This window comes from Geothrix edaphica (assembly GCF_030268045.1).
Lineage (GTDB): Bacteria > Acidobacteriota > Holophagae > Holophagales > Holophagaceae > Geothrix > Geothrix edaphica.
Genome location: NZ_BSDC01000001.1, coordinates 1564239 through 1584524, shown reverse-complemented (window position 1 = coordinate 1584524; position 20286 = coordinate 1564239). Strand labels below are relative to the sequence as shown.

Sequence of the window (20286 nt, the reverse complement as noted above, 5' to 3'; positions counted from 1 at the left end):
GGGATTCTCTACCCCTGGATGTCCTGAAAGGCGCCGGGCTGGGCGAAGCCAGCCCCCGAGTTGCTGTTGAATCAAGCATTGAGGTTACTTGTTTTAACAATCAAGTCGATTCGAAAGACCCATTCCAGCCACCGGCACCGGACACAGGGGAGGTCGTCATGAAACCCGCCACTTTCAGGGGATTCTGGGCGGCTACCGCCGCCATCATCGTGGTCCTGGCCCTCGCCGGCTGCCGGGGCTCCTCGGGCCAGAACGGCCTCAATGGGACCAACGGCACCAACGGCACAAACGGGACCAACGGCACCAACGGGGCGCCTGGACCCGCCTACGCCATCGACGCCACCACCTACACCGCGGATGAGTGGGGGGCCCTGACGCTGAAGGCCACCCTCACCAGTGTCACTGTCAGCTCGTCTCCCGTGGTGGCCTTCAAGGTGACCGACGGCCACAACGTGCCGGTCAAGGGTCTGGGCTTCACGACCAAGGCTTCGTCGGCGGCCTATGCCAGCTACGCCAACATGGCCTTCGGCCTGGCGAAGCTGGTCCCGGGTTCCAATGGAAGCCCAAGCACCTGGGTCAATTACGTTGTGACGGCCAATCCGGCGGCCGCGGCGCCGACGACCTGGACCCCCTCCCGACCCTCCACCGACAACATCGGGACCCTGGTGGACAACGGCGACGGTTCCTACGTCTACACCTTCCGCCGGGACATCACCCAGACTCAGGCCCTGCTGGATGCGGCCACCTACTCCGGCAACAACCTCCGGGCCGACCTGGGCGACGTCAGCTACAACCCCAGCCTCACTCACCGGCTGACCCTCTTCGTGGGCGGCACGGCCCGGGGGACGGGGACCAACACATCGGATGGGTCCAGCAGTGGCCAGGTCGCGGTGCCCATCCTGAACCCTGCCAACACCGCCTACGATTTCATCCCCGCCACGGGCGCAGCCGTCGGGGCCACCGACGCCCAGCGGGAGATCGTCAATGTCTCCGCCTGCTTCAGCTGCCACGCCAAGTTCGAGTTCCACGGCTCCGGCCGCCAGGACACCCGCTACTGCGTGATCTGCCACAACGACCAGCGCAAGTACGGCCGGGCCGAAGCCACGCTGACGGCCACCACGGTCTCCGGGGAGACCGGCAAGCTTGCCGGCCATGCCTCCGGGGACTTCCCCTCCTTCATCCACCGGATCCACCGGGGGGAGGAGCTGGCGAGGACCGGCTACTCCTACGGCGGCATCGCATTCAATGAGGTCACCTACCCCCAGGACCACCGCAACTGCGTGAAGTGCCATACCGCCAGCACCGCGACGCCCCAGGGCGACAACTGGTTCAACGTGCCCAGCCGCTTCGCATGCAGCGGGTGCCATGACGACATCGACTGGGCCACCGGTGCCAACCATCCCGGCGGCGCGGCCTTTGCGGACAACAACTGCTCCAGCTGCCACGGCGCGGCGGGCATCAAGCTCGTGCACCTTCCCGTGGTTCCGCCCGATCCCGCCAACATCTGGAACACCGGCGGGACGAACAACAACACCAACGCCTCCTCCGTGGCCGCCTTCCCGGGCAACCTGCCTGCCGGCGCCAGCCAGGTGACGTGGGACCTCAAGAGCGTGACCCTCAACGCCAGCGCCAAGCCCGTCTTCACCTTCCGGTTCCTGAAGGATGGCGTACCCGTGGTCTTCAACACCTACGCCGCGGGGAGCGTCACGGAACTGATGGACAACTTCGTGGGCGGGCCCAGCTTCTACATCGCCTTCTCCGTGCCACAGGACGGCATCGCCAACCCGGCGGACTGGAACGCCACCGCCAGCACGTACCTCAAGAACATCTGGCGGGGTGATGGTCTCGACATGGCCGGTGCGCCCCTGGCGGCCTCAGCGCAGGGCACCCTCAGCGCCACGCCCGACGCCAGCGGCTACTACACCCTGACCATGACTGGGGTGGTCATTCCCACCACGGCCGGGATGGTCACCGGTGGCATCGGGTACACCTACGGGCTGACCCTCACCCAGCCCCTGACCCAGACCAACGTGCCGAACTATCCCTACGTGCCCAGGGTCGCGGGCACCCCCGGAACGGGGCAGGGGGGCCTGAGCGTGCCCGCCCCCAACGTCTCGAAGCTCATCAGCGGCCCGCTGCCGGTCGGCTTCCCCCTCAACACCGGGAGCACGACCACGGGGCCCGCGAACACGCCGCGCCGCACCATCGTGGCCAATGCGAAGTGCCTGGACTGCCACGGCGCCATGGGGGTTTTCACCACCAAGGCCTTCCATGCGGGTCAACGCAACGACCCCCAGACCTGCGAGTTCTGCCACAACGGCCAGCGCGTGAACAGCGGCTGGGGCGTGAACATGAAGGACTTCGTCCACGCCATCCACGGGGCCGACAAGCGGGTGAACAAGTTCTCCTGGGAGGCCTCTGCGGGGGACACCTTCTGGAAGACCACCTATCCGGGCGTGCTGAACAACTGCGAGGCCTGCCACATCCCCGGAACCTACGACTTCGGCCTCTCCTTCAACGCGGGCGAGCTGCCTGACCTGCTCTGGACCACGGTCGCCACCGGCACCGTGCCCACGCCCGTGAATGTCATCCTCACGGGCACCGAGCCCATTCCGGGCGTCTACTGGTCGCCCTTCGCCGCGGCCTACGGATCCGGCTATGTCTTCGGGAGCGGCTTCAGCTACAACGCCAACACGGGAGCCACCACGGCCGCCGCCGGCACCACGCTGGTGAACTCGCCCTATGTCGCAGCCTGCTCCAACTGCCACGACGGCCCCCTGGCCATTTCCCACATGCAGACCAACGGCGGCACCTTCTACGGCAGCCGGGCCAGCGTCACGGCCGGCGGGAAGTTCATCCGGCAGGAGCAGTGTTTCCTGTGCCACTCCGCCGGCAAGATCGCCGATGTGCGGGTGGTCCACATGACCTTCAAGTGAAGGAGCCAGACGGGAAGGCCTCCGGTGCCGCCCATGGCCCGGAGGCGTTCCCTACGGCTTCATCAGTCGTTCCGCGATCCGTCCCCGCAGCACCTCCGGCACCAGGTCCGTCAGGTTGCCGCCCATGCTGCCGATCTCGCGGACGAACCGGCTGCTCACGGCGCTGTACTTCTCCTTGGGCATGAGGAAGACGGTCTCCAGTTCCGGCGCCAGCTTGCGGTTCATGAGGGCCATCTGGAACTCGTACTCGAAATCACTGAAGGCGCGGACGCCGCGGATGATGAACTGGGCGTTCTGGGCCTTGGCGAAATCCACCAGCAGGCCGTGGAAGGTGGTCACCTCCACCTGGGGCAGGGAGGCCGTCAGTTCCTTGAGCATGGCGACCCGCTCCTCCACGCTGAAGGCGGGGGACTTGGCGGGGTTGTGGAGGACCGCGACCACGAGCCGGTCCACGAGCTTGGCAGCCCGCTGGATGAGGTCCCAGTGGCCGAGGGTCACGGGATCGAAAGAGCCTGGATAGATGGCCGACCGCACGGGCGCTCCGTCAGGATGGGGAATCAGCCTAGCGCAACCCAGGCGCATTCCGGGCCAAAGCTCGCCGGGAATCGGTCAGCGGTGTCGTGCCTCGCGGGATTTTGCAGACGCCACCCAGCCGCTGGCACCTGTGCGCCATACCCGGATCAGTAGGATGAGACGGCCTCGTCCGAATGGCCGAGTGGCGGGATCCTCTGCCGGGCCTACCCTTCCCTGGACGGAGGTGAACCATGGCCTGGAATGGCAGTGAACGCCGGGTCCGCGACCTTGCCTATGCCGGTCCGGATCGACGGCGCGGGACCATGGACGCCCTGCCGGAGGACGGCGTCCGCCTGAGGAATGAGCAGATGCTCCGGCTCGTGCGGCTGCGCCACATGGAGCGCGCCACGCACTGGGAGGCCTCCGAATTCCTGGAGTGATCTCAGGTCTTGAGGATCCAGGTTCGGAAGCGGCTCGCACCCTCGGCCTCGCACCAGCAAGGGGTGCCCTCCTGGCGGAACTGGTCCAGCAGGGGCTCGGGGCGGAAGGGGCTCAGGAGCTGCATGGCCTCGCCGGGGGCCAGGGTCAGCAGGGCCCGGCGGACGCGGGCCAGGGGATGCTCGCCGGCCGCCATGAGGGCCTCCGCGTCCAGGGTGGAGCGCACGGCGCCGGAGCGCGCCCAGTCGGGCCGGGGATCCTCCGCCGGGGCCGGCCTTCCCTCCGCCACGGGACCAGCGGCCTCGCCGGCCAACTCCCGGAGGAAGCGCACCAGCTCCGCCGTGGGGAGGCCCGCCATGCGGGCCGCGTGCTCCACGGTGGCCAGCTTCGCCACCGTGCGTCGGAGGATGGGGTTGCGGAGCTTGGCGAACTCCGGGACGCGGGCGATGAGGGCCTCCTGCTGGTCCGGGTGGGCCGCCAGGAAGTCGCCGATCTTCGTTTCGGGCGTGATGGCCATGGGCGCCTCAGGCTTCGTCGTACTGGAGCAGGCGGCGGTCGCCTTCGAGGGCGCGCAGGCGGGTCAGGTCCTGGGTGACCTCCAGGGTGCCCAGGTAGGTGCCGGCCTCGTCGCGCACGGCGAAGTAGCGGATGTGGACGAACTTCCCCTGCATCTGGATCCAGAACTCCGCCACGGTCTGGCGGCCGGTCTTGAAGTCGTTGAGGATGCGCTCCACCACGTCCACGCTCTTGGGCGGGTGGCAGTGCTTCACCTCGCGGCCCAGGATGGTGCGGCTGCGGGCGAAGACCCGGTCCGGCCCCTCGCTGAAGAAGGCCACGCGGTCCTCCGCGTCCACGAAGGTGATGTCCACGGGCAGGCTGGAGAAGATGCCGATGAGCTGCTGGAAGCTGAGGGCCCCGCTGGGGAAGGCCACCGCCGAGGCGCTGGGAAGCTGGATGGGATCTTCGGGCAGGGTGGCCGCCGGCGGCACATAGCCCGCGGCGGGCTCCACCAGGCACCAGCCGTAGCGCGGGCTGTCCCGCCAGGCCTCGCCCCATTCCTCCTCGGTGAAGAGGCCCAGGCACATGGGCAGGAGGATGGTCTCCTCCTTGTAGATCATGGACTCCAGCGCCGCCAGGGCCGGGCGCAGCACCGTGGGGACCAGGATCTTCAGCTCGGCGCCGCTGAGGCTCTCCTCCCGCAGCACTTCGATGGCCCCCTTGAGCAGCTCGCGCACCTCGTCATCCTTGGCCCACATGACCTTGGAGGGTCCCGTGTTGCCGTGGCGCTCCAGGATGGAGAAGACCAGGTGCTCCTTGCGCTGATAGTGCTTGTCCACGTCCATGAGGACGTTGAAGGCAGCCAGCACGGCCAGGCGCTCATCGGTGGGATAGGTCTGGTCCGCCACGGACTCCAGGACGGCGACCTGCTGCCGGGCGGTGCTGATGGCGGCTTCCAGGGCCCGGTTCTCGCGGCGGAAGGTGTCCACGGGATGTCCCGCGGGCAGCTCCCGGGCCTTGGGCGGAGTCACGGTGTCCTGGAGCACCTCCGCGTGGAGGTCGCACATGGACTTCACCTCCTCGGGGCTCATGCCGTCGGCCATGAGCGACTGCTCCATGGCGGCGATCTCGGTGGCGTCCACCTCACCCACCAGGTGGGCCAGCCTCGCGCGGACCTGCTCGGGGGCCTCGCCCCGGTGCAGATGGAGGATGATCTCCTTGAGGGTGGCGATCCGGTGGTCCCGGTTGTTGAGGAGTTCGCTCATGGTGGCTTCCGCGGGGTGCCGTCCCCGGGACTATGAATATCAGATAAAAATGATCAACAATTCTTAAATGTGATTTTCGTCGCACTGGACCAGGGCTCCATCGCCGGAGAACCCGCCAGGGGCGGGTGCTAGAGTAGGGGCATGAACGAGAAATTGAGCGTCGGCCTCCTTTTCGGCGGGGAATCCCCCGAGCACGAAGTCTCCATCGTCACGGCCCGGGCCATCGCGGAGCACCTGGATGCCAGCCGGTTCACGGTGCGGCCCATGGGCATCGCCCGGAACGGCGTGTGGGCGGTGACCGGCGACCCCTTCGCGCGGCTGGCGGCCGGCGAACTGCCGGAACGCAGCGCCCATCCCTTCCTGCCCCTGGAGAAGGGCGCCGAGGCGACGGCCCTGCCGGACCTCTTCTTCAATGCCCTGCACGGGGCCGGCGGCGAGGATGGCCAGATCCAGGGCTACCTGGAGCTGCTGCACCGCCCTTACACGGGCGCGGGCCTCCTGGCCATGGCCGCGGGCATGGACAAGTGGATCACCAAGCGCCTGTGGGAGTCCGAGGGCCTGCCCGTGGTGCCCTACGTCGGGCTCACCGAGGAGCGCTGGCGGCGCGAGCAGGCCGTCTGTCTGGCGGAATGCGCCAAGCTGGGCCTGCCCCTCTTCGTGAAGCCGGCGAACCTGGGCAGCAGCATCGGCGTGGAGAAGGTGAAGCGGGCCGAGGATCTGGCCGCGGCCCTGGACCGGGCCTTCACCTTCGACCGGCGGGTGCTGGTGGAGCAGGGCCTGGATGTCCGGGAGATCGAGGTGGCGGTCCTGGGCGGCGACGAGCCCCAGGTGTCGAAGCCAGGTGAAGTCATCGTGGCCGACGAGTTCTACACCTTCGAGGACAAGTACCTCCATGGCAAGAGCCGCACGGAGATCCCGGCCGACATCCCCGAGGAACTGGCGGACCTGGTGCGGAAGCTGGCGGCAAAGGCCTTCGCCGCCTCCGACGGCTATGGCATGGCCCGGGTGGACTTCTTCCTGGAGCGCCTCAGCGGCCGGGTCTTCCTCAACGAGCTGAACTTCATCCCCGGATTCACCAGCATCTCCATGTATCCCAAGATGATGGCCGCCAGCGGCGTGCCCTATGCCGAGCTGCTGACGCGGCTCATCGACCTGGCCCTGGCGCGTCACGCCCAGACCGCCGTCAAGCAGAAGGGCTTCCAGTCCGGCAGCGACTGGTTCCGCAGCACTCAGGGATAGGGTCGTTCCGGAGCCGGGACCGGCCTGCTTCCGCTGACAGCTGATAGCTGACAGCTCATTTCCACGTAGACTGTCACCATGCATGCGCGTACCTGGCTCTCGGTGTTCTCCTTCCCCCTCGTGGCCGCCTTCACCCTGCCGGTGATCCAGCAGGGGGAGCAGGCCAAGGCCCAACCCAAACCGGGCGTGAAGGCCCCGCCCCAGGATCCCCTCGCGGGCATGTCCGACATCCAGGATGTGCTGGCCCTGGTGCAGCAGAACTACGTGGACCCCCCCGACATGGAGAAGGTGGTGTCCGGCGGCATCCAGGCGGTTCTGGAGCGCTCGCACCCCATGAATTCCTATCTGTCGGCCGAGGACCTCCGGTTGCCGGACCCCGGCCCCGCCGAGGCTGGCCTGGTGGTCCTGAAGCGGGGCATCTATGCCGCGGTGCTGGCGGTGACGCCCAGCGGCCCCGCCGCCAAGGCGGGCATCCAGCCGGGCGACGTGATCCGCAAGGTGGATGGGGATTCCGTGGGCCGCCTCAGCGCCTGGGCCCTGGAGCGCCGCCTGTCCGGGCTGGATGGGGCCACGCTGGATCTCTACCGCTACAACGCCACGGGGGACCTCACCAAGACCAGCCTGAAGCTGCAGCGGCTGCCGAAGCCCGCTGTGGCCCTCAAGCCGGGGACCGGCGCCCTGATGGTCTCGCTGCCGGACCTGAATCCCGGGCGCGCCGAGGAGCTGAAGAAGGTGCTGGCCGCGGTGGACCACAGCCAGACCCTGGTGCTGGACCTGCGCCAGTGCGTGAAGGGCTCGGTCGAGGAGGCCGCCGCCGTGGCGGGCCTGCTGGGCGCCAAAGGCTCCCTCGGCACCCTCCAGGAAGCCGGGAAACCGGACCGGGCCATCGCCGTGGTCGGCACGGGCACCCCCTTCGCGCGCCTGGCGCTCCTGGTGGGGCGCTCGACCCTGGGCGTTCCCGAAGTGCTGGCCGCCTGCCTGAAGAAGGGCGGCGTCCGGACCTTCGGCGAGAAGACGCCCGGCCTGGGCGTGGAGCGGAGCCGCTTCCTCCTGAAGCAGGGTGGGGCCGTGGAGCTGGTGTCCCGCCGCTGGATGGGCCTCGGTGGCGAGAAGCTGGACCGCCAGGGCGTGGCCCCGGACCAGACGCTGAAATTGGCGGACTCGGACGATGCCCTGGCCAAGGTGCTGACGGCCCTGCAGTCTCCCGCGCCTGCGCCGGCCCCTGTGCAGAAGGCCTCCTAGCTTGGCGCGAGGCAAGGGGAAGCGTACCTCCACCCTGGCCCTGCTGGGCTGGGCCACTTTCACCCTCCTCCTGGGGTTGGGGGCCGGCCTGATGCTGGGCCAGCAGGGCTGCGACCGGCGCCAGGCCCCAGGTAAGCGGGAAGTCCCCGCTCCGGAGTCCAAAAAGCCCGAAAAGAAATCTGCTGAGCCGAAGGCGAAGCCATCCTCTGAGGCCGTCAGGCCTCAGAGCCCCGAACCGGAGCGCCCGTTGCCCCGCCTCGCCCTCGTCATCGACGACCTCGGCTACATGCAGCCGGAGCTGGTGACGCGGCTGTGCAGTCTGCCCGTGTCCTTCAGTGTGGCCGTGCTGCCCTATCAGGAGTTCACCCGGGACAGCGCGGACATCGCGCATCGCCTCGGCAAGGAGGTCATGCTGCACCTGCCCATGGAGCCCATCGGCTACCCGGGGCCGGGCCGCGATCCGGGGCCCAACGCCATCCTCTACAACCTGCCGGAGCCCGAGGTCCGCCGCCGCGTGCGCATGGCCCTGGACGGCATCCCCCACCGCGTGGGCGTGAACAACCACATGGGCAGCCGCATCACGCCCGACCGCACGCGCATGGGCTGGGTGCTCCAGGAGCTCAAGGCCCGCAAGCTCTTCTTCGTGGACAGCCGCACAGAGAAGGACAGCGTGGCCTATGACGTCGCCGAGCAGCTCGGCATCCCCGCCGTCCAGCGGAAGGTCTTCCTGGATGACGACAAGGCCTTCCCCGAGATGGAGAAGCAGTGGGACCGGGCCCTCAAGCTCGCGGAGAAGGAAGGTTCGGTGCTCATCATCGGGCACATCTACCCTGAGACCGTGGAGGCCCTGGAGAAGCTGGTGCCCCGCAGCAAGGGCCAGGTGCGCTTCGTGAAGGCGAGTGAACTCGCCAAGTGAGATGATGGGGAATGGCTATCTATTCGTTTCTGGCGGTGGGCATCGGCGCGGCTCTGGGCGCGTGGCTGCGCTGGGGCCTGGGCGCCCTGCTGAATCCCATGCTCCCGTCGCTTCCGCTCGGAACCCTGGCGGCGAACCTGCTGGGGGGCTACCTTGTGGGCGTGGCCGTGGCCGTGTTCACCCAGCATCCGGGACTGGCGCCTGAAGCGAGGCTCCTCATCATCACGGGCTTCCTGGGAGGACTCACCACGTTCTCCACCTTCTCGGCGGAGGCGGTCCACCTGCTGACCCGCGGCGAGTACGCCTGGGCCGCCGGCCACATGGCCGTCCACCTGGCGGGTTCCCTGTCCATGACCCTGCTGGGGCTGCTGACGGTGAAGGCGTTCGTGAAAGCCTGAGGAGGCGTCATGAAGGGCACCTACCTGACCTTCTTCGTCCAGGAAGACCGGACCCACCACGGGATCCTGGTCTATGAGTGGCTGCTGAAGGAGGCCCGCAGGCTCGGCCTCAAAGGGGGCACCGCCTTCAAGGCCATCGCCGGTTTCGGCCGCCACGGCCTCATCCACGCGGACCACTTCATCGAACTGGCGGGCGACCTGCCTGTGGAAGTGACCTTCATGGCCACGGAGGAAGAGGCGGTGCGCCTGATCGCCTTCATCGAGCAGGAAGGGCAGTCCATGTTCTACATCCGCGTGCCCGCCGAGTGCGGCTTCATCAACCAGCAGGTGCGGTCCTAGGGCCTAGTGCCCACAGCCGCACCCACCGGTGAAGCAGTCGCTGTTCGCGGCGCGGACCATGCCAAGCCCTTCCTTCCCGATGAGGAACGCCAGGGCCAGGGCGGCCGCCGCATCCACCCACCAGAGGGCGGGGAAGAGCAGGAAGAGCAGGCTGCCCGCGAAGAGCACCAAGGAGAGCTGGATGCAGGCCCGGCTGCAGGCCGCGTCGGCGGCCACGGTGGCGCTGTCCAGGGCCCTGGCCGTCTTCAGCTTGGCGCGCCACAGGAAGACCATGAAGGCCAGGGAGAGCGCCGAGATGACGAGTCCGGGCACCGTGGTGGGCGGGTGGGTGCGGGCCGTGAGCTGGAGGATGGCCCCCCCGGCGATGCCCAGGGCCAGGCCCAGGAACAGGCGGCCGATGCCGCGCGTGGCCTTCCTTTCCCGCTCGAGGTTGCCGTGGTCCAGCAGCTTCCAGAGCACGAGCAGGGCCGAGGCCACTTCGATGAAGCTGTCGGCGCCGAAGCCGAAGAGGGCGACCGAGTCGTCCGCCCAGCCGAAGGCCATGGACACCAGGCCTTCCAGCAGGTTGTAGGCGATCGTGAACCCCGCCAGCCAGAGCGCCCGGCGGCGCCAGTCCACGCCGTTCATGCGTGGGCTTCCCGCACTTTCCGGGCCTTCACCAGCACCAGGGTGGAGCCCGCGGGATGGCGCTCCATGTGCACCTCGTCCATGACCTGGCGCATGAAGAAGACGCCCCGGCCGCCCGGCTTCAGCAGGTTCTCGGGCAGGTTCGGATCGGGCAGGGCCTCCAGATCCACGCCGGGGCCGCGATCCTCGATGCGGATCTCGAAGCGGTCGGTCTTGGGGGTGAAGGTCACCTTCACGGGCTTGTCCCGGTCCAGCTTGTTGCCGTGGCGCATGGCGTTGGCGATGCCCTCCTGGATCGCCAGCCACAGTCGCTCGCCGTCCTCCTGGGTGAAGCTGAGGTGCTTCAGGAACTCCGCGCCCACCACCTGGATGAGGTCGATGAAGCGCAGGTCCGTGTTGCAGGTGAGGACGACGGGCAGGAGGGCGGGATGGGCCATGGGACGGGAATTCCCTTTCAGAGATCAGGCGTGCCTAGGCCAAGGTACTTGGAATCTGCCTTCCAGGGCCAGTGGTTTTGCCAGAGGGCGCAAGGCATCCGACCCAGCCCGGCCGGCGTGCTCGAGGTCACAATTAAGAATTAATGGTCCTAAATATGGAGAATTGTGGAACACTGCTTCCCGGCGCCCGGTGCGGGCATGAAGGAGGTTTCCATGAAAGCAAGGTGGTGGCTGGTGTTGCTGGTGCTCCTCGCGGGCTTCGGCGTGCTGGGATTGGGCGGCAGGCAGATCGCCCAGAACGCGCCTCCCATCCCGCAGCGGGTGGTGGCGGAGGACGGCACCCAGCTGGTGGGACCCGGCCAGATCCTGGAAGGCCAGGTGAGCTACCTTGGCCACGGCGGCCAGCACATTGGTTCCATCTGGGGTCACGGGGCTTACCTGGCGCCGGACTGGTCCGCCAAGGCCCTGCACCAGTGGGCTGCGCACACCCTTGACGGCGTGAAGGCCCAGGGGGTCTCCATGGCCGACGCCAAGGCCAGCACCGTATCCGTATTTCAGAATAATAGGTATGAATCATCCACGGGCACGCTGACCCTCGGCGCCGCCCAGGCCGCCGCCTACCTGAAGACCCGCGCCGAGCTGGCGAAGATCGCCGTGGAAGGCGACAAGGATGCGGCCATTCCTGCCCGGTGGATCCCCACGGCGCAGGAGGGCGAGCGGGTGGCCGACTTCTGGCTGTGGACGGCCTGGTCCGCCGCGGCCCGCCGTCCCGGCGCGGACCACAGCTACACCCAGAACTGGCCCCAGGAGCCCCTCGTGGGCAACACCATCACGCCCATCAGCCACCTCTGGAGCATCCTCTCCATCATCCTGCTGATCCTGGGCGTGGGTCTCATGGTCTGGCATCACGCCACCCAGCCGGCTGAGGAGTTCCCGGATCCCAAGCCCATTCCCCCGGCTCCGGCCACTCCCAGCCAGCGCTGGTCCGCCATCTACTTCGCCGTGGCCATGGCCCTGTTCCTGGTCCAGATCGGCATGGGCGTCATGACGGCCCACGACGCGGTGGAAGGCAACGGGCTCTACGGTCTGGATCTGTCGCACATCCTGCCCTATGCGGCCTCCCGCACCTGGCACCTGCAGCTGGCCGTCTTCTGGATCGCCACCTGCTGGCTGGCCACGGGCCTCTACCTGGGGCCCAAGCTTAGCGCCAAGGAGCCCAAGGGCCAGTGGCTCGGCGTCGCCGGCCTGCTGGCGGCCCTGGTCGTGGTCGTCGTCGGCGCCCTCGCCGGCGCGCACCAGGCCATCGTGGGCAAGCTCTCCGGCTCCTTCATGCTGGGCCACCAGGGCTATGAATATGTGGAGCTGGGCCGCCTCTGGCAGATCCTGCTCACCCTGGGCATGGTCATCTGGCTGGTGCTGGTGCTGCGCTCGCTGCTGCCCGCCCTGAAGGGCGAGAAGGGTCGCCTGGGCCTGCTCAAGCTCTTCGTGCTGTCGGCCATCGCCATTCCGCTCTTCTACTCCGCGGGCTTCATGTACACCCGCGAGACCCACATCGCCATGGCCGAATACTGGCGCTGGTGGGTGGTCCACCTCTGGGTGGAGGGCTTCTTCGAGGTCTTCGCCACCGTCGCCATCGCGCTGCTCTCCACCCGCATGGGCCTGCTGCGCGAGAGCACCGCGCTGCGCGCCGTGAGCCTCTCCATGGGCCTGTTCCTGGGCAGCGGCGTCATCGGCACCTTCCACCACCTCTACTACACGGGCTCGCCAGCCTCCATCGCGGCCCTGGGCTCCGTGTTCAGCGCCCTGGAGATCGTGCCCCTCACCATCGTGGGCTTCGAGATCGCCATGAGCCTGAAGGCCGGCCGCGCCCTCGGCAGCGGCTACGAGTGGCCCTTCAAGTTCTTCGCGGCGGTCTGCTTCTGGAACCTGCTGGGTGCCGGCGTCTTCGGCATGCTCATCAACCCGCCCTCCGTGCTCTACTTCGGCCAGGGCCTCAACACCACGCCCATCCACAGCCACGCCGCGCTCTTCGGAGTCTACGGCTTCCTGGCGATCTCCCTCATGCTCTTCGCCCTGCGCGGCATGACGCCGGACAAGGCCTGGGACGAGAAGTGGCTGAAGTGGGGCTTCTGGGGCCTGAACCTGGGTCTGGTCCTGATGCTGGCGCTGTCCCTGATCCCCAGCGGCTTCTACCAGGTCGCCCAGAGTCTCGAGCACGGCACCTGGTATGCCCGCAGCGCCGAGGTGGTGCAGTCGCCCCTGATGCGCGCCTTCACCTGGCTGCGCATGCCCGGCGACACGCTCTTCGGCCTCGGCGCCCTTGCCGTGATCATCTTCACCTTCAAGGCCGTCATCGGCGCCTGGAACTGGAGGACCGCCGAGGAAACCCGACCCGCCCGTGAAGAAGTGGATGGCGCCCCTGCCTTCGCCCTGAACGAGGACTGAGGTCTTCCGCCCACAGACGAGGCCCCCGCCGCAAGGTGGGGGCTTCGTTCTTGGTGCAAGCCTGCAGAATGGGCCCTGTTAACCTGACCCGCCCCTTGGAGGTATTCCGTGGTCCTCATCGCTCTGCTGCTGTTCGTCGTAGGTGCCCTGGCTTGGCGATGGAAGACCAAGGTCGGGTATCCCCTGTCCGCCCGTCTGATCATCGTGCAGTGGGTGGGGCTGGGCTTGGGTGTGGTCGTCCTGCTGGCCTCCATGGCGGTCATCGTGCCCCCGGGGCAGGCGGGGATCCAGGTGCTGTTCGGCAAGGTGAACAATGAGCCCCTGCCTTCAGGTCTCCACTTCATCAATCCCTTCGCCCAGGTGGTGGAGATGGAAGTCCGCACCCGGAACTACACCATGTCGACCGTTGCCGACGAGGGCCAGAAGCGGGGTGATGATTCCATCTCGGTCATCACCAGTGATGGCCTCACCGTGAAGCTGGACGCCACCATCTTCTACTCGCTCCAGCAGGCGCGCCTGCCGGAGATCTACCGCACCATCGGACCCGATGTGGAGGACCGGATCGTGCGCAGCGAGATCCGCGCCAGCCTGCGGGACGCCGCCGCGAGCCTGTCTGCCACCGAGCTCTATACTTCCAAACGCCAGGCGTTCGTGGAACAGGTGTCGAAGACGCTCAAGGCGGCCTTCGAGGCCCGGGGCATCTCCCTGGAGCAGATGCTGCTCCGCAATGTCATCCTGCCGGACCAGATCACCAAGTCCATCAACGACAAGATCAGCGCGGACCAGGATGCCCAGAAGATGGCCTTCGTGCTCCAGAAGGAGAAGCAGGAGGCCGAGCGCAAGCGCATCGAAGCCGAAGGCCAGGCCAAGGCCCAGCAGATCGTGAGCCAGAGCCTGACGCCCCAGATCATCGAGTACCAGCGCATCCAGGCCCTGCGGGACATCGGCGCCAAGGGCAACCTGATCATCACCCCCATGGGCGGCGCCACGCCCATGATCCAGGTCCCGGCCCGGAAGTAGGCCGGGGTTCCAGGTGCCATCTCACCTCGTGCGTCCACGGGGTGGGAGCGCTATGATAAATAACCTGACCAACTCAGTCAGGATTGTGGGGCTTCCATGAAAGTGATCGTCGCCAAGACCGCCGGTTTCTGTTGGGGCGTGAAGCGCGCCATGGACGCGGTGCTGGAGGCCTCGGTGCGCAACGATGGCCGCACCGTGCAGACGCTGGGTCCGCTCATCCACAATCCCCAGGCGCTCGAGCTCATCGGCAGGCGGGGTGTGGCCGTGGCGGAGGCGCCGGACAAGGTGCAGGCGGGCACGGTGGTGATCCGCGCCCACGGCATCCCCATCCAGGACCTGCGGGGCCTCAAGGAGCGCCAGGCCAAGGGCGAGCTGAAGATCGTCAACGCCACCTGTCCCGAGGTGGCCAAGGTCCACCACAAGATCAAGAAGTGGAGCCCCAAGGGCTACTTCACGGTGATCCTGGGCAGCCATGGCCATGCAGAGAGTGTGGCCCACCGCAGCTTCGCGGACAGCGGCAGCCTCATCGTGTCGAACATGGCCGAGGCCGAGGCCCTGACGGACGAGCAGCTCAAGAAGGTGCTGGTGGTGGCCCAGACCACTTTCACGGTGAAGGACTACCACACCATCACCGACTACATCCGGACCCGCGCCGTGGATGCCGTGTTCGAGAACACCATCTGCGAGGACACCTGGATGCGCCAGGATGAGGCTCGGGAGCTGGCCCGGACGGTCGACACGGTCATCGTCGTGGGCGGCAAGGCCTCCAGCAACACCAAGCACCTGGCCGAGCTGGCGCATCACTATGGCAAGCCCGTACAGTACGTCGAAACCGCCGCGGAACTGGATCTCCGGGCGTTCACCGGCCGCGAGACCGTGGGCGTGCTGGCCGGCGCCTCCACCCCCACCTGGCTGGTGGATGAGGTGGTGGACGTGCTGGAGCAGCTGGGCGACGGTCCCAGCCGCTGGCGCAGCTTCCTCCAGGCGGCCTTCGGCAGCTCGTCGCTGCTGGCCACGGGGGCGGCCTTCATGACCCTCGGCGTGCACAAGTGGCTGGGCCTGCCCCTGGGCTGGCGCTACCCGCTCCTGGCGGGAACCTACGTGCTGGCCATGTACCTGCTGACCCCCTTCCTGGACCCGCTGGGGGTCGGCGCCAAGGGCCCGGCCCGGGCGCGGTTCCTGGAGCGCAACCGCAAGGTGCTGCTGGGCGCGGGCCTGGTGGCCCTGGCCCTCACCCTGGGACTCTCGGCCACGCTGGGCCTTAAGGCCCTGGCCGTGGCGGCGGGCGCCTCCGTGGTGGGCGCTGGCTACAAGCGGCGCTTCCAACTGGGCGGGCGCACCTTCAGCCTGCGGAACATCCCGGGTTCCAAGGACGTGGTGGTGGCCCTGGCCCTGGCCACGGTGGCCGTCATCATGCCCGTCTGGCAGGAGGGCCGGATCTGGGACCTCCGCGCGTTCGCGGCCATCTTCCTCGTGGGCGTCCTGGCCTTCGTCCGCACGGTGATCTACGAGATCCGGGACATGCAGAACGACCAGATCGTGGGGAAGGAGACCCTGCCGATCCTCATGGGCAAGTCGGCCACCAAGGCGGTGCTGGTGGGGCTCCTTGGGACGCTGCTCGCCGGCACCCTCTGGCTCACCTTCGACAACCGCCAGCATGGGCACCCCCTGGCTGTGGCCCTGGTCCTGGTGGTCTGCGCGGCCTATCCGATGCTGTACCTCTGGCTGTTCCACGAGCGGTTCACCGCCGGGAAACACCGCTTCGAGCTGAGCGTGGACCTGAGCTTCTGGCTGGTGGGTTTGCTGGCCATCGTGTAGTTCTTGCCCTTTCGTGGGGGACTGCTAGCCTTGGGGCACCTTTTCAAGGAGAGCCTCATGCGCATGAAGTCGCTTGTCGTCCTTTCGGCCACGGCCATCCTGGGCGCCGCCCTCGGTTGGGCCGCCGCGGCCGCCAGCTACCAGAAGACCGGCACCGTGAAGGAAGTGGCCCCCGACAGCTTCACCCTGGACCTCGGCAAGGAAGCCTGGCGGTTCTACACCGACGGCGGCACCGCGGGCAAGGATGCCCTCAAGGTCGGCGACAAGGTGACCGTCACCTACAAGCAGGTGGCGACGAAGATTGAAGCCAAAGCCGCTGCCAAGGCTCCGGCAAAGAAGAAGTAGTTTCCCCGCCGAAGGCGGCGACTGCAAAACGGGGCGCATCCGCGCCCCGTTTTGCAGTGTGTGAAAAGATGGCTGCATGCGGAACTGGGTCCTCATCACAGGTTGCTCGACGGGTATCGGGCGGGCACTGGTACCGCTCTGCCGCGCGGCGGGCTGGGGCGTGGTGGCCACGGCGCGGCGGGTGGAGACGCTGGCGGACCTACCTTCGGGCGAGGACCTCCGTGTGCTCCCTCTCGATGTCACCGACGGAACCAGCGTCGCCGCCGCGGCCGCCGCCTGCGCGGATCTGCCCCTCAAGGCCCTGGTCAACAACGCCGGCTACGGCCAGGTGGGCCCCCTTGAACTCCTACGCGCGGAGGAACTCCGCGTGCAGTTCGAGACCAATGTCATCGGCCTCCACCAAGTGACCAACGCCTTCCTGCCCCTGCTGCGGCGGGAACCCGGGGCCCGGATCCTTCAGGTGGCCTCCATGCTGGGGCGGCTGTCCATCCCGCTGGCGGGCCCCTACAACGCCTCCAAGCATGCGGTGGTGGCCCTGGCGGAGAGCCTGCGGCTGGAGATCGGCCGGGAGGTGGCCGTGGTGCTTGTGGAACCTGGCGCCATCCGGACGGAATTCCGGGAAACCCTGACGAAGGCCTGGGGCGACCTGCCCGGGCGGGCCCGCGGCACGCGCTACGAGGCCATCCTCGCCCGCTACCTGGCGGTGCGGAAGCAGCAGGGCGAGCGCTTCGCCATGGATCCCGCGCGCTGCGCCCGGAAGATCCTGAAGGCCCTGGTGGCCGAGCGTCCCCCGCGGCGCGTGGTCATCGGTCGGGACGCCTTCTGGGTGGGCAAGCTGAAGGCCCTCCTGCCCGCGGCCTGGTGGGAGGCGATCCTGCGCCGGGCCTATGGACTGAGGTGATCCCGGGGCGAGTCCTGCCAGACTGGGGGCATGTCCGAAGACCGCCTCTACCTGATCGACACCTTCGCTTTCATTTTTCGCGCCTACTTCGCCAACCCCCGGCTGAAGAACGGCGCGGCGTACACCTTCACGCGGCTGGTGCTCCAGCTGCTGGAGAAGCACCAGCCCACGCACATCGCCTGCGTGTTCGACATGCCGGGGCCCACCTTCCGGCACGAGCTCTATCCCGAGTACAAGGCCAACCGCGCCGAAATGCCCGAGGATCTGCGCCCGCAGATCCCCATGATCCGGCAGCTGGTGGAGGCCCTGAACATCCCCATCGTGGAGCTGTCGGGCTACGAGGCGGACGACGTCATGGGCACCCTGGCCCGGGAATCGGCGGCCCACGGCCTGCCGGCGGTCATCGTCAGCCCGGACAAGGACCTGCTGCAGCTGGTGGACGACGACCTGAAGATCCAGGTGCTGAACACCAAGGACGGCGAGATCTGGCACGACCGCGAGGGCGTGAAGAGCCGCATGGGTGTGTGGCCTGAGCAGGTGGTGGACTTCCTCAGCCTGGTGGGCGATGCCTCCGACAATGTGAAGGGCGTCCCCGGCATCGGCGAGAAGGGCGCGGCCCTGCTGCTGGAGAAGCACGGCAGTCTGGACGGCGTCATCGCCGCCAAGGCCGACCTGAAGCCCAAGCAGCGGGAGGGGCTCGAGGCCGCCGGGGAGTGGCTGGACCTCACCAAGCGCCTGGTCACGGTGGTGACGGACCTGGACTTGCCTCTGCACCCCAAGGATCTCGTCTATCCGGGCGTGGACGAGGCCAGGGCCCGGGAGACCTTCAAGGCCCTGGGCTTCCAGACCCTCACCAAGGAGTTCACCCAGAGCGCCCAGGAGGCGGGCAGCGCCCGGAAATACCGGGCCGCGGCCACCGTGGCGGACCTGGTAGCCGCCGTGGCCGCCTGCCGCGCCGCTGGGCGGTTCGGCCTCGATACGGAGACCACGAGCATCGACCCCACCCGCGGCCACATTGTGGGCCTCAGCCTGGCCTGGGCGACCAATGAGGGCCTCTATGTCCCGCTGGCGCACCTGAAGCCGGCCACGGCCGATACGGAAGGCTCCCTGCCTGGGCTCCTGCCGGACTCGGGTCTGCCGGACTCGCTGCTGGACCTCCGGGGGGAGGCAGGCACCTTCTTCGCAGAGTTGGCGTCCCACCTGGATCCGCGCAATATCCCGTTCGCAGAGGCCCGGCGGGTCCTGGCGCCGCTGTTCGCCGATCCGGCCGTGGGCAAGTGCGGCCAGAACCTCAAGTACGACCTCCAGGTGCTGGCCCGCCATGGGATGCCCGTGGCAGGGCTGGCCGATGACAGCATGGTGCTGAGCTTCCTGCTGGAGAGCGGGGTCCGCCACAACCTGGATGACCTGTCCGTGCGCCTGCTGGACGTGAAGCCCATCGCCTTCGAGGAGGTGGTGGGGAAGGGCAAGGCCCAGAAGCGCTTCGATGAGGCCGAGTTCGAACACGCGGTGCAGTACGCCGCCGAGGATGCGGATCTGGCTCTGCAGCTCTGCGACAAGCTGCGGGCAAAGCTCACGGATGATCGTCTGAAGCAGCTCTACGAAGAGGTGGACCTGCCCCTCGTGGATGTGCTCGCCGCCCTGGAGGGCCACGGCGTCCGCCTGGACTTGAATGTCCTTTCCCAACTCGCCGTACGCATGCAGGGCGAGCGCAAGCGCGCGGAGGCCCGCGTCCTCGAGCTGGCCGGCGAGCCCTTCAACCTCAACAGCCCCACCCAGCTGGGCGGCATCCTCTTCGGCAAGCTGGGCTTCAAGCCCGTGAAGTACACCGGCAAGACCAAGGCGCCCAGCACGGACGAGGATGTGCTCCAGGAACTGGCGGAAAAACAGGGGGCCGAGATCGCGCAGGAGCTGCTGCGCCACCGCCAGATGGTGAAGCTGCTGGGCACCTATGTGGAGGCGCTGCCCCAGATGGTGAACCCCGTCACAGGCCGGGTGCACACGCGGCTGCATCAGGCGGCCGTGGCGTCGGGACGGCTGGCCTCCAGTGATCCCAACCTCCAGAACATCCCCATCCGAACGGAGGAGGGTCGCGCCATCCGCGGCGCCTTTGTGCCCGAGCCCGGTTGGGTGTTGCTGGACGCCGACTACAGCCAGATCGAGCTGCGGGTGGTGGCGGCCCTGGCCGAGGATCCGGTGCTGCTGGGCGCCTTCGCGGCCGGCGAGGACATCCACCGCCGCACGGCGTCGGAAGTCTTCAATGTGCCCATGGACCAGGTCACCTCGGAGCAGCGCAGCGCGTCCAAGGCTGTCAACTTCGGTCTGCTCTACGGCCAGGGGGCCTTCGCCCTCGCGGCCAACATCGGCGTCAGCCAGAAGGAAGCCAAGGCCTTCATCGAGCGCTACTTCGAGCGCATGCCCAAGGTGGCCGCCTGGATCGAGGGCGCCAAGGAGAAGGCCCTGGCGGAGGGCCTGGTGCGCACCCACTGGGGTCGCATCCGGCGCATCCCCGAGCTGGAGAGCCCCAACAAGCAGTTCCAGGCCCAGGGCCTGCGCGAGGCCGTGAACACCATCGTCCAGGGCACGGCCGCCGACCTCATGCGCCGGGCCATGGTGCGCCTGCACCGCAGCCTCCAGGCCTCGGGGCTCCAGGCGCGGCTGCTGCTCCAGGTCCACGACGAGCTGCTCATGGAGGCGCCGCCGGAAGAAGTGGAGCGTGCCTCGGCCCTGCTGAAGGAGGCCATGGAAGGCGCGGATGACCTGGGTCCTCTCGGCGTGAAGCTGGCAGCGGAAGTGCGCACCGGCGACAGCTGGCTGGCCTGCAAGTGACCGGTCATTTTTGACGATCTGTAGGTCCGGAGAGTCGAAACCCGCCTTTTCGGCCGGATTTGTGATGGCGATCGGAGCTC

The 20286-nt window shown here is 67.9% G+C and carries 18 protein-coding genes; 13 read left to right on the top strand and 5 right to left on the bottom strand.

The window, feature by feature from the left end; translation table 11 throughout:
- Positions 1-158 precede the first annotated feature (158 nt).
- Entirely contained in the window at positions 159-2936 is a 2778-nt protein-coding gene (locus tag QSJ30_RS07195; RefSeq protein ID WP_285607862.1) for an OmcA/MtrC family decaheme c-type cytochrome, read from the top strand.
- A gap of 51 nt (positions 2937-2987) precedes the next feature.
- Here the strand turns inward: QSJ30_RS07195 and coaD are convergent, their stop codons facing one another.
- Positions 2988-3470, bottom strand: a complete 483-nt coding sequence (gene coaD / locus QSJ30_RS07190; RefSeq protein WP_285607860.1) for a pantetheine-phosphate adenylyltransferase — start codon at positions 3468-3470, stop codon at positions 2988-2990.
- A gap of 230 nt (positions 3471-3700) precedes the next feature.
- Between coaD and QSJ30_RS07185 the strand changes: the two genes are divergently transcribed.
- Entirely contained in the window at positions 3701-3889 is a 189-nt protein-coding gene (locus tag QSJ30_RS07185; protein WP_285607858.1) for a hypothetical protein, read from the top strand.
- Between the two features lie 2 nt (positions 3890-3891).
- Here the strand turns inward: QSJ30_RS07185 and QSJ30_RS07180 are convergent, their stop codons facing one another.
- Both QSJ30_RS07180 and QSJ30_RS07175 read right to left on the bottom strand, forming a co-directional pair.
- A complete protein-coding gene (locus QSJ30_RS07180) occupies positions 3892-4404 on the bottom strand; it encodes a DUF1858 domain-containing protein (RefSeq protein ID WP_285607856.1) in 513 nt (170 codons plus the stop codon).
- Between the two features lie 7 nt (positions 4405-4411).
- On the bottom strand, positions 4412-5650 hold the full coding sequence (locus QSJ30_RS07175) for a DUF438 domain-containing protein (protein WP_285607855.1): 1239 nt from the start codon (positions 5648-5650) through the stop codon (positions 4412-4414).
- Positions 5651-5791: 141 nt separating this feature from the next.
- On the opposite strand from QSJ30_RS07175, the gene QSJ30_RS07170 reads away from it, so the two are divergent.
- The 5 genes from QSJ30_RS07170 to QSJ30_RS07150 all read left to right on the top strand — a co-directional run bounded on the left by QSJ30_RS07170 (position 5792) and on the right by QSJ30_RS07150 (position 9784).
- Positions 5792-6889, top strand: a complete 1098-nt coding sequence (locus QSJ30_RS07170; RefSeq protein WP_285607853.1) for a D-alanine--D-alanine ligase family protein — start codon at positions 5792-5794, stop codon at positions 6887-6889.
- A 78-nt stretch (positions 6890-6967) separates the two neighbouring features.
- Positions 6968-8131 (top strand): S41 family peptidase, encoded by a 1164-nt coding sequence (locus QSJ30_RS07165; protein ID WP_285607851.1) that lies wholly within the window; start codon positions 6968-6970, stop codon positions 8129-8131.
- A 247-nt stretch (positions 8132-8378) separates the two neighbouring features.
- On the top strand, positions 8379-9047 hold the full coding sequence (locus QSJ30_RS07160; RefSeq protein WP_285607849.1) for a divergent polysaccharide deacetylase family protein: 669 nt from the start codon (positions 8379-8381) through the stop codon (positions 9045-9047).
- A gap of 11 nt (positions 9048-9058) precedes the next feature.
- Positions 9059-9445, top strand: a complete 387-nt coding sequence (crcB, locus tag QSJ30_RS07155) for a fluoride efflux transporter CrcB (protein WP_285607847.1) — start codon at positions 9059-9061, stop codon at positions 9443-9445.
- A 9-nt stretch (positions 9446-9454) separates the two neighbouring features.
- Entirely contained in the window at positions 9455-9784 is a 330-nt protein-coding gene (locus QSJ30_RS07150; RefSeq protein ID WP_285607846.1) for a DUF190 domain-containing protein, read from the top strand.
- 3 nt (positions 9785-9787) lie between these two features.
- On the opposite strand, the gene QSJ30_RS07145 is transcribed toward QSJ30_RS07150, so the two are convergent.
- Together QSJ30_RS07145 and QSJ30_RS07140 are read right to left on the bottom strand one after the other, a co-directional pair.
- A complete protein-coding gene (locus tag QSJ30_RS07145; RefSeq protein WP_285607843.1) occupies positions 9788-10411 on the bottom strand; it encodes a cation efflux transmembrane domain-containing protein in 624 nt (207 codons plus the stop codon).
- Positions 10408-10848, bottom strand: a complete 441-nt coding sequence (locus QSJ30_RS07140) for an ATP-binding protein (RefSeq protein ID WP_285607841.1) — start codon at positions 10846-10848, stop codon at positions 10408-10410. Before QSJ30_RS07140 ends, QSJ30_RS07145 begins: the two co-directional genes overlap by 4 nt.
- 213 nt (positions 10849-11061) lie before the next feature.
- On the opposite strand from QSJ30_RS07140, the gene QSJ30_RS07135 reads away from it, so the two are divergent.
- The 6 genes from QSJ30_RS07135 (at position 11062) to polA (ending at position 20206) form a co-directional block, all read left to right on the top strand.
- Positions 11062-13293: a nitric-oxide reductase large subunit gene (locus QSJ30_RS07135; protein WP_285607839.1), complete on the top strand. Its 2232-nt coding sequence runs from the start codon at positions 11062-11064 to the stop codon at positions 13291-13293.
- A gap of 108 nt (positions 13294-13401) precedes the next feature.
- Positions 13402-14313: a prohibitin family protein gene (locus tag QSJ30_RS07130; protein ID WP_285607838.1), complete on the top strand. Its 912-nt coding sequence runs from the start codon at positions 13402-13404 to the stop codon at positions 14311-14313.
- Between the two features lie 96 nt (positions 14314-14409).
- The gene (gene ispH / locus QSJ30_RS07125; protein WP_285607835.1) at positions 14410-16131 is read left to right on the top strand and encodes a 4-hydroxy-3-methylbut-2-enyl diphosphate reductase; all 1722 of its coding nucleotides are present in this window, start codon (positions 14410-14412) and stop codon (positions 16129-16131) included.
- 57 nt (positions 16132-16188) lie between these two features.
- Positions 16189-16476: a hypothetical protein gene (locus QSJ30_RS07120; RefSeq protein ID WP_285607833.1), complete on the top strand. Its 288-nt coding sequence runs from the start codon at positions 16189-16191 to the stop codon at positions 16474-16476.
- Between the two features lie 76 nt (positions 16477-16552).
- Positions 16553-17377, top strand: a complete 825-nt coding sequence (locus QSJ30_RS07115; protein WP_285607831.1) for an SDR family oxidoreductase — start codon at positions 16553-16555, stop codon at positions 17375-17377.
- A gap of 30 nt (positions 17378-17407) precedes the next feature.
- On the top strand, positions 17408-20206 hold the full coding sequence (gene polA / locus QSJ30_RS07110; protein WP_285607829.1) for a DNA polymerase I: 2799 nt from the start codon (positions 17408-17410) through the stop codon (positions 20204-20206).
- Positions 20207-20286 lie beyond the last annotated feature (80 nt).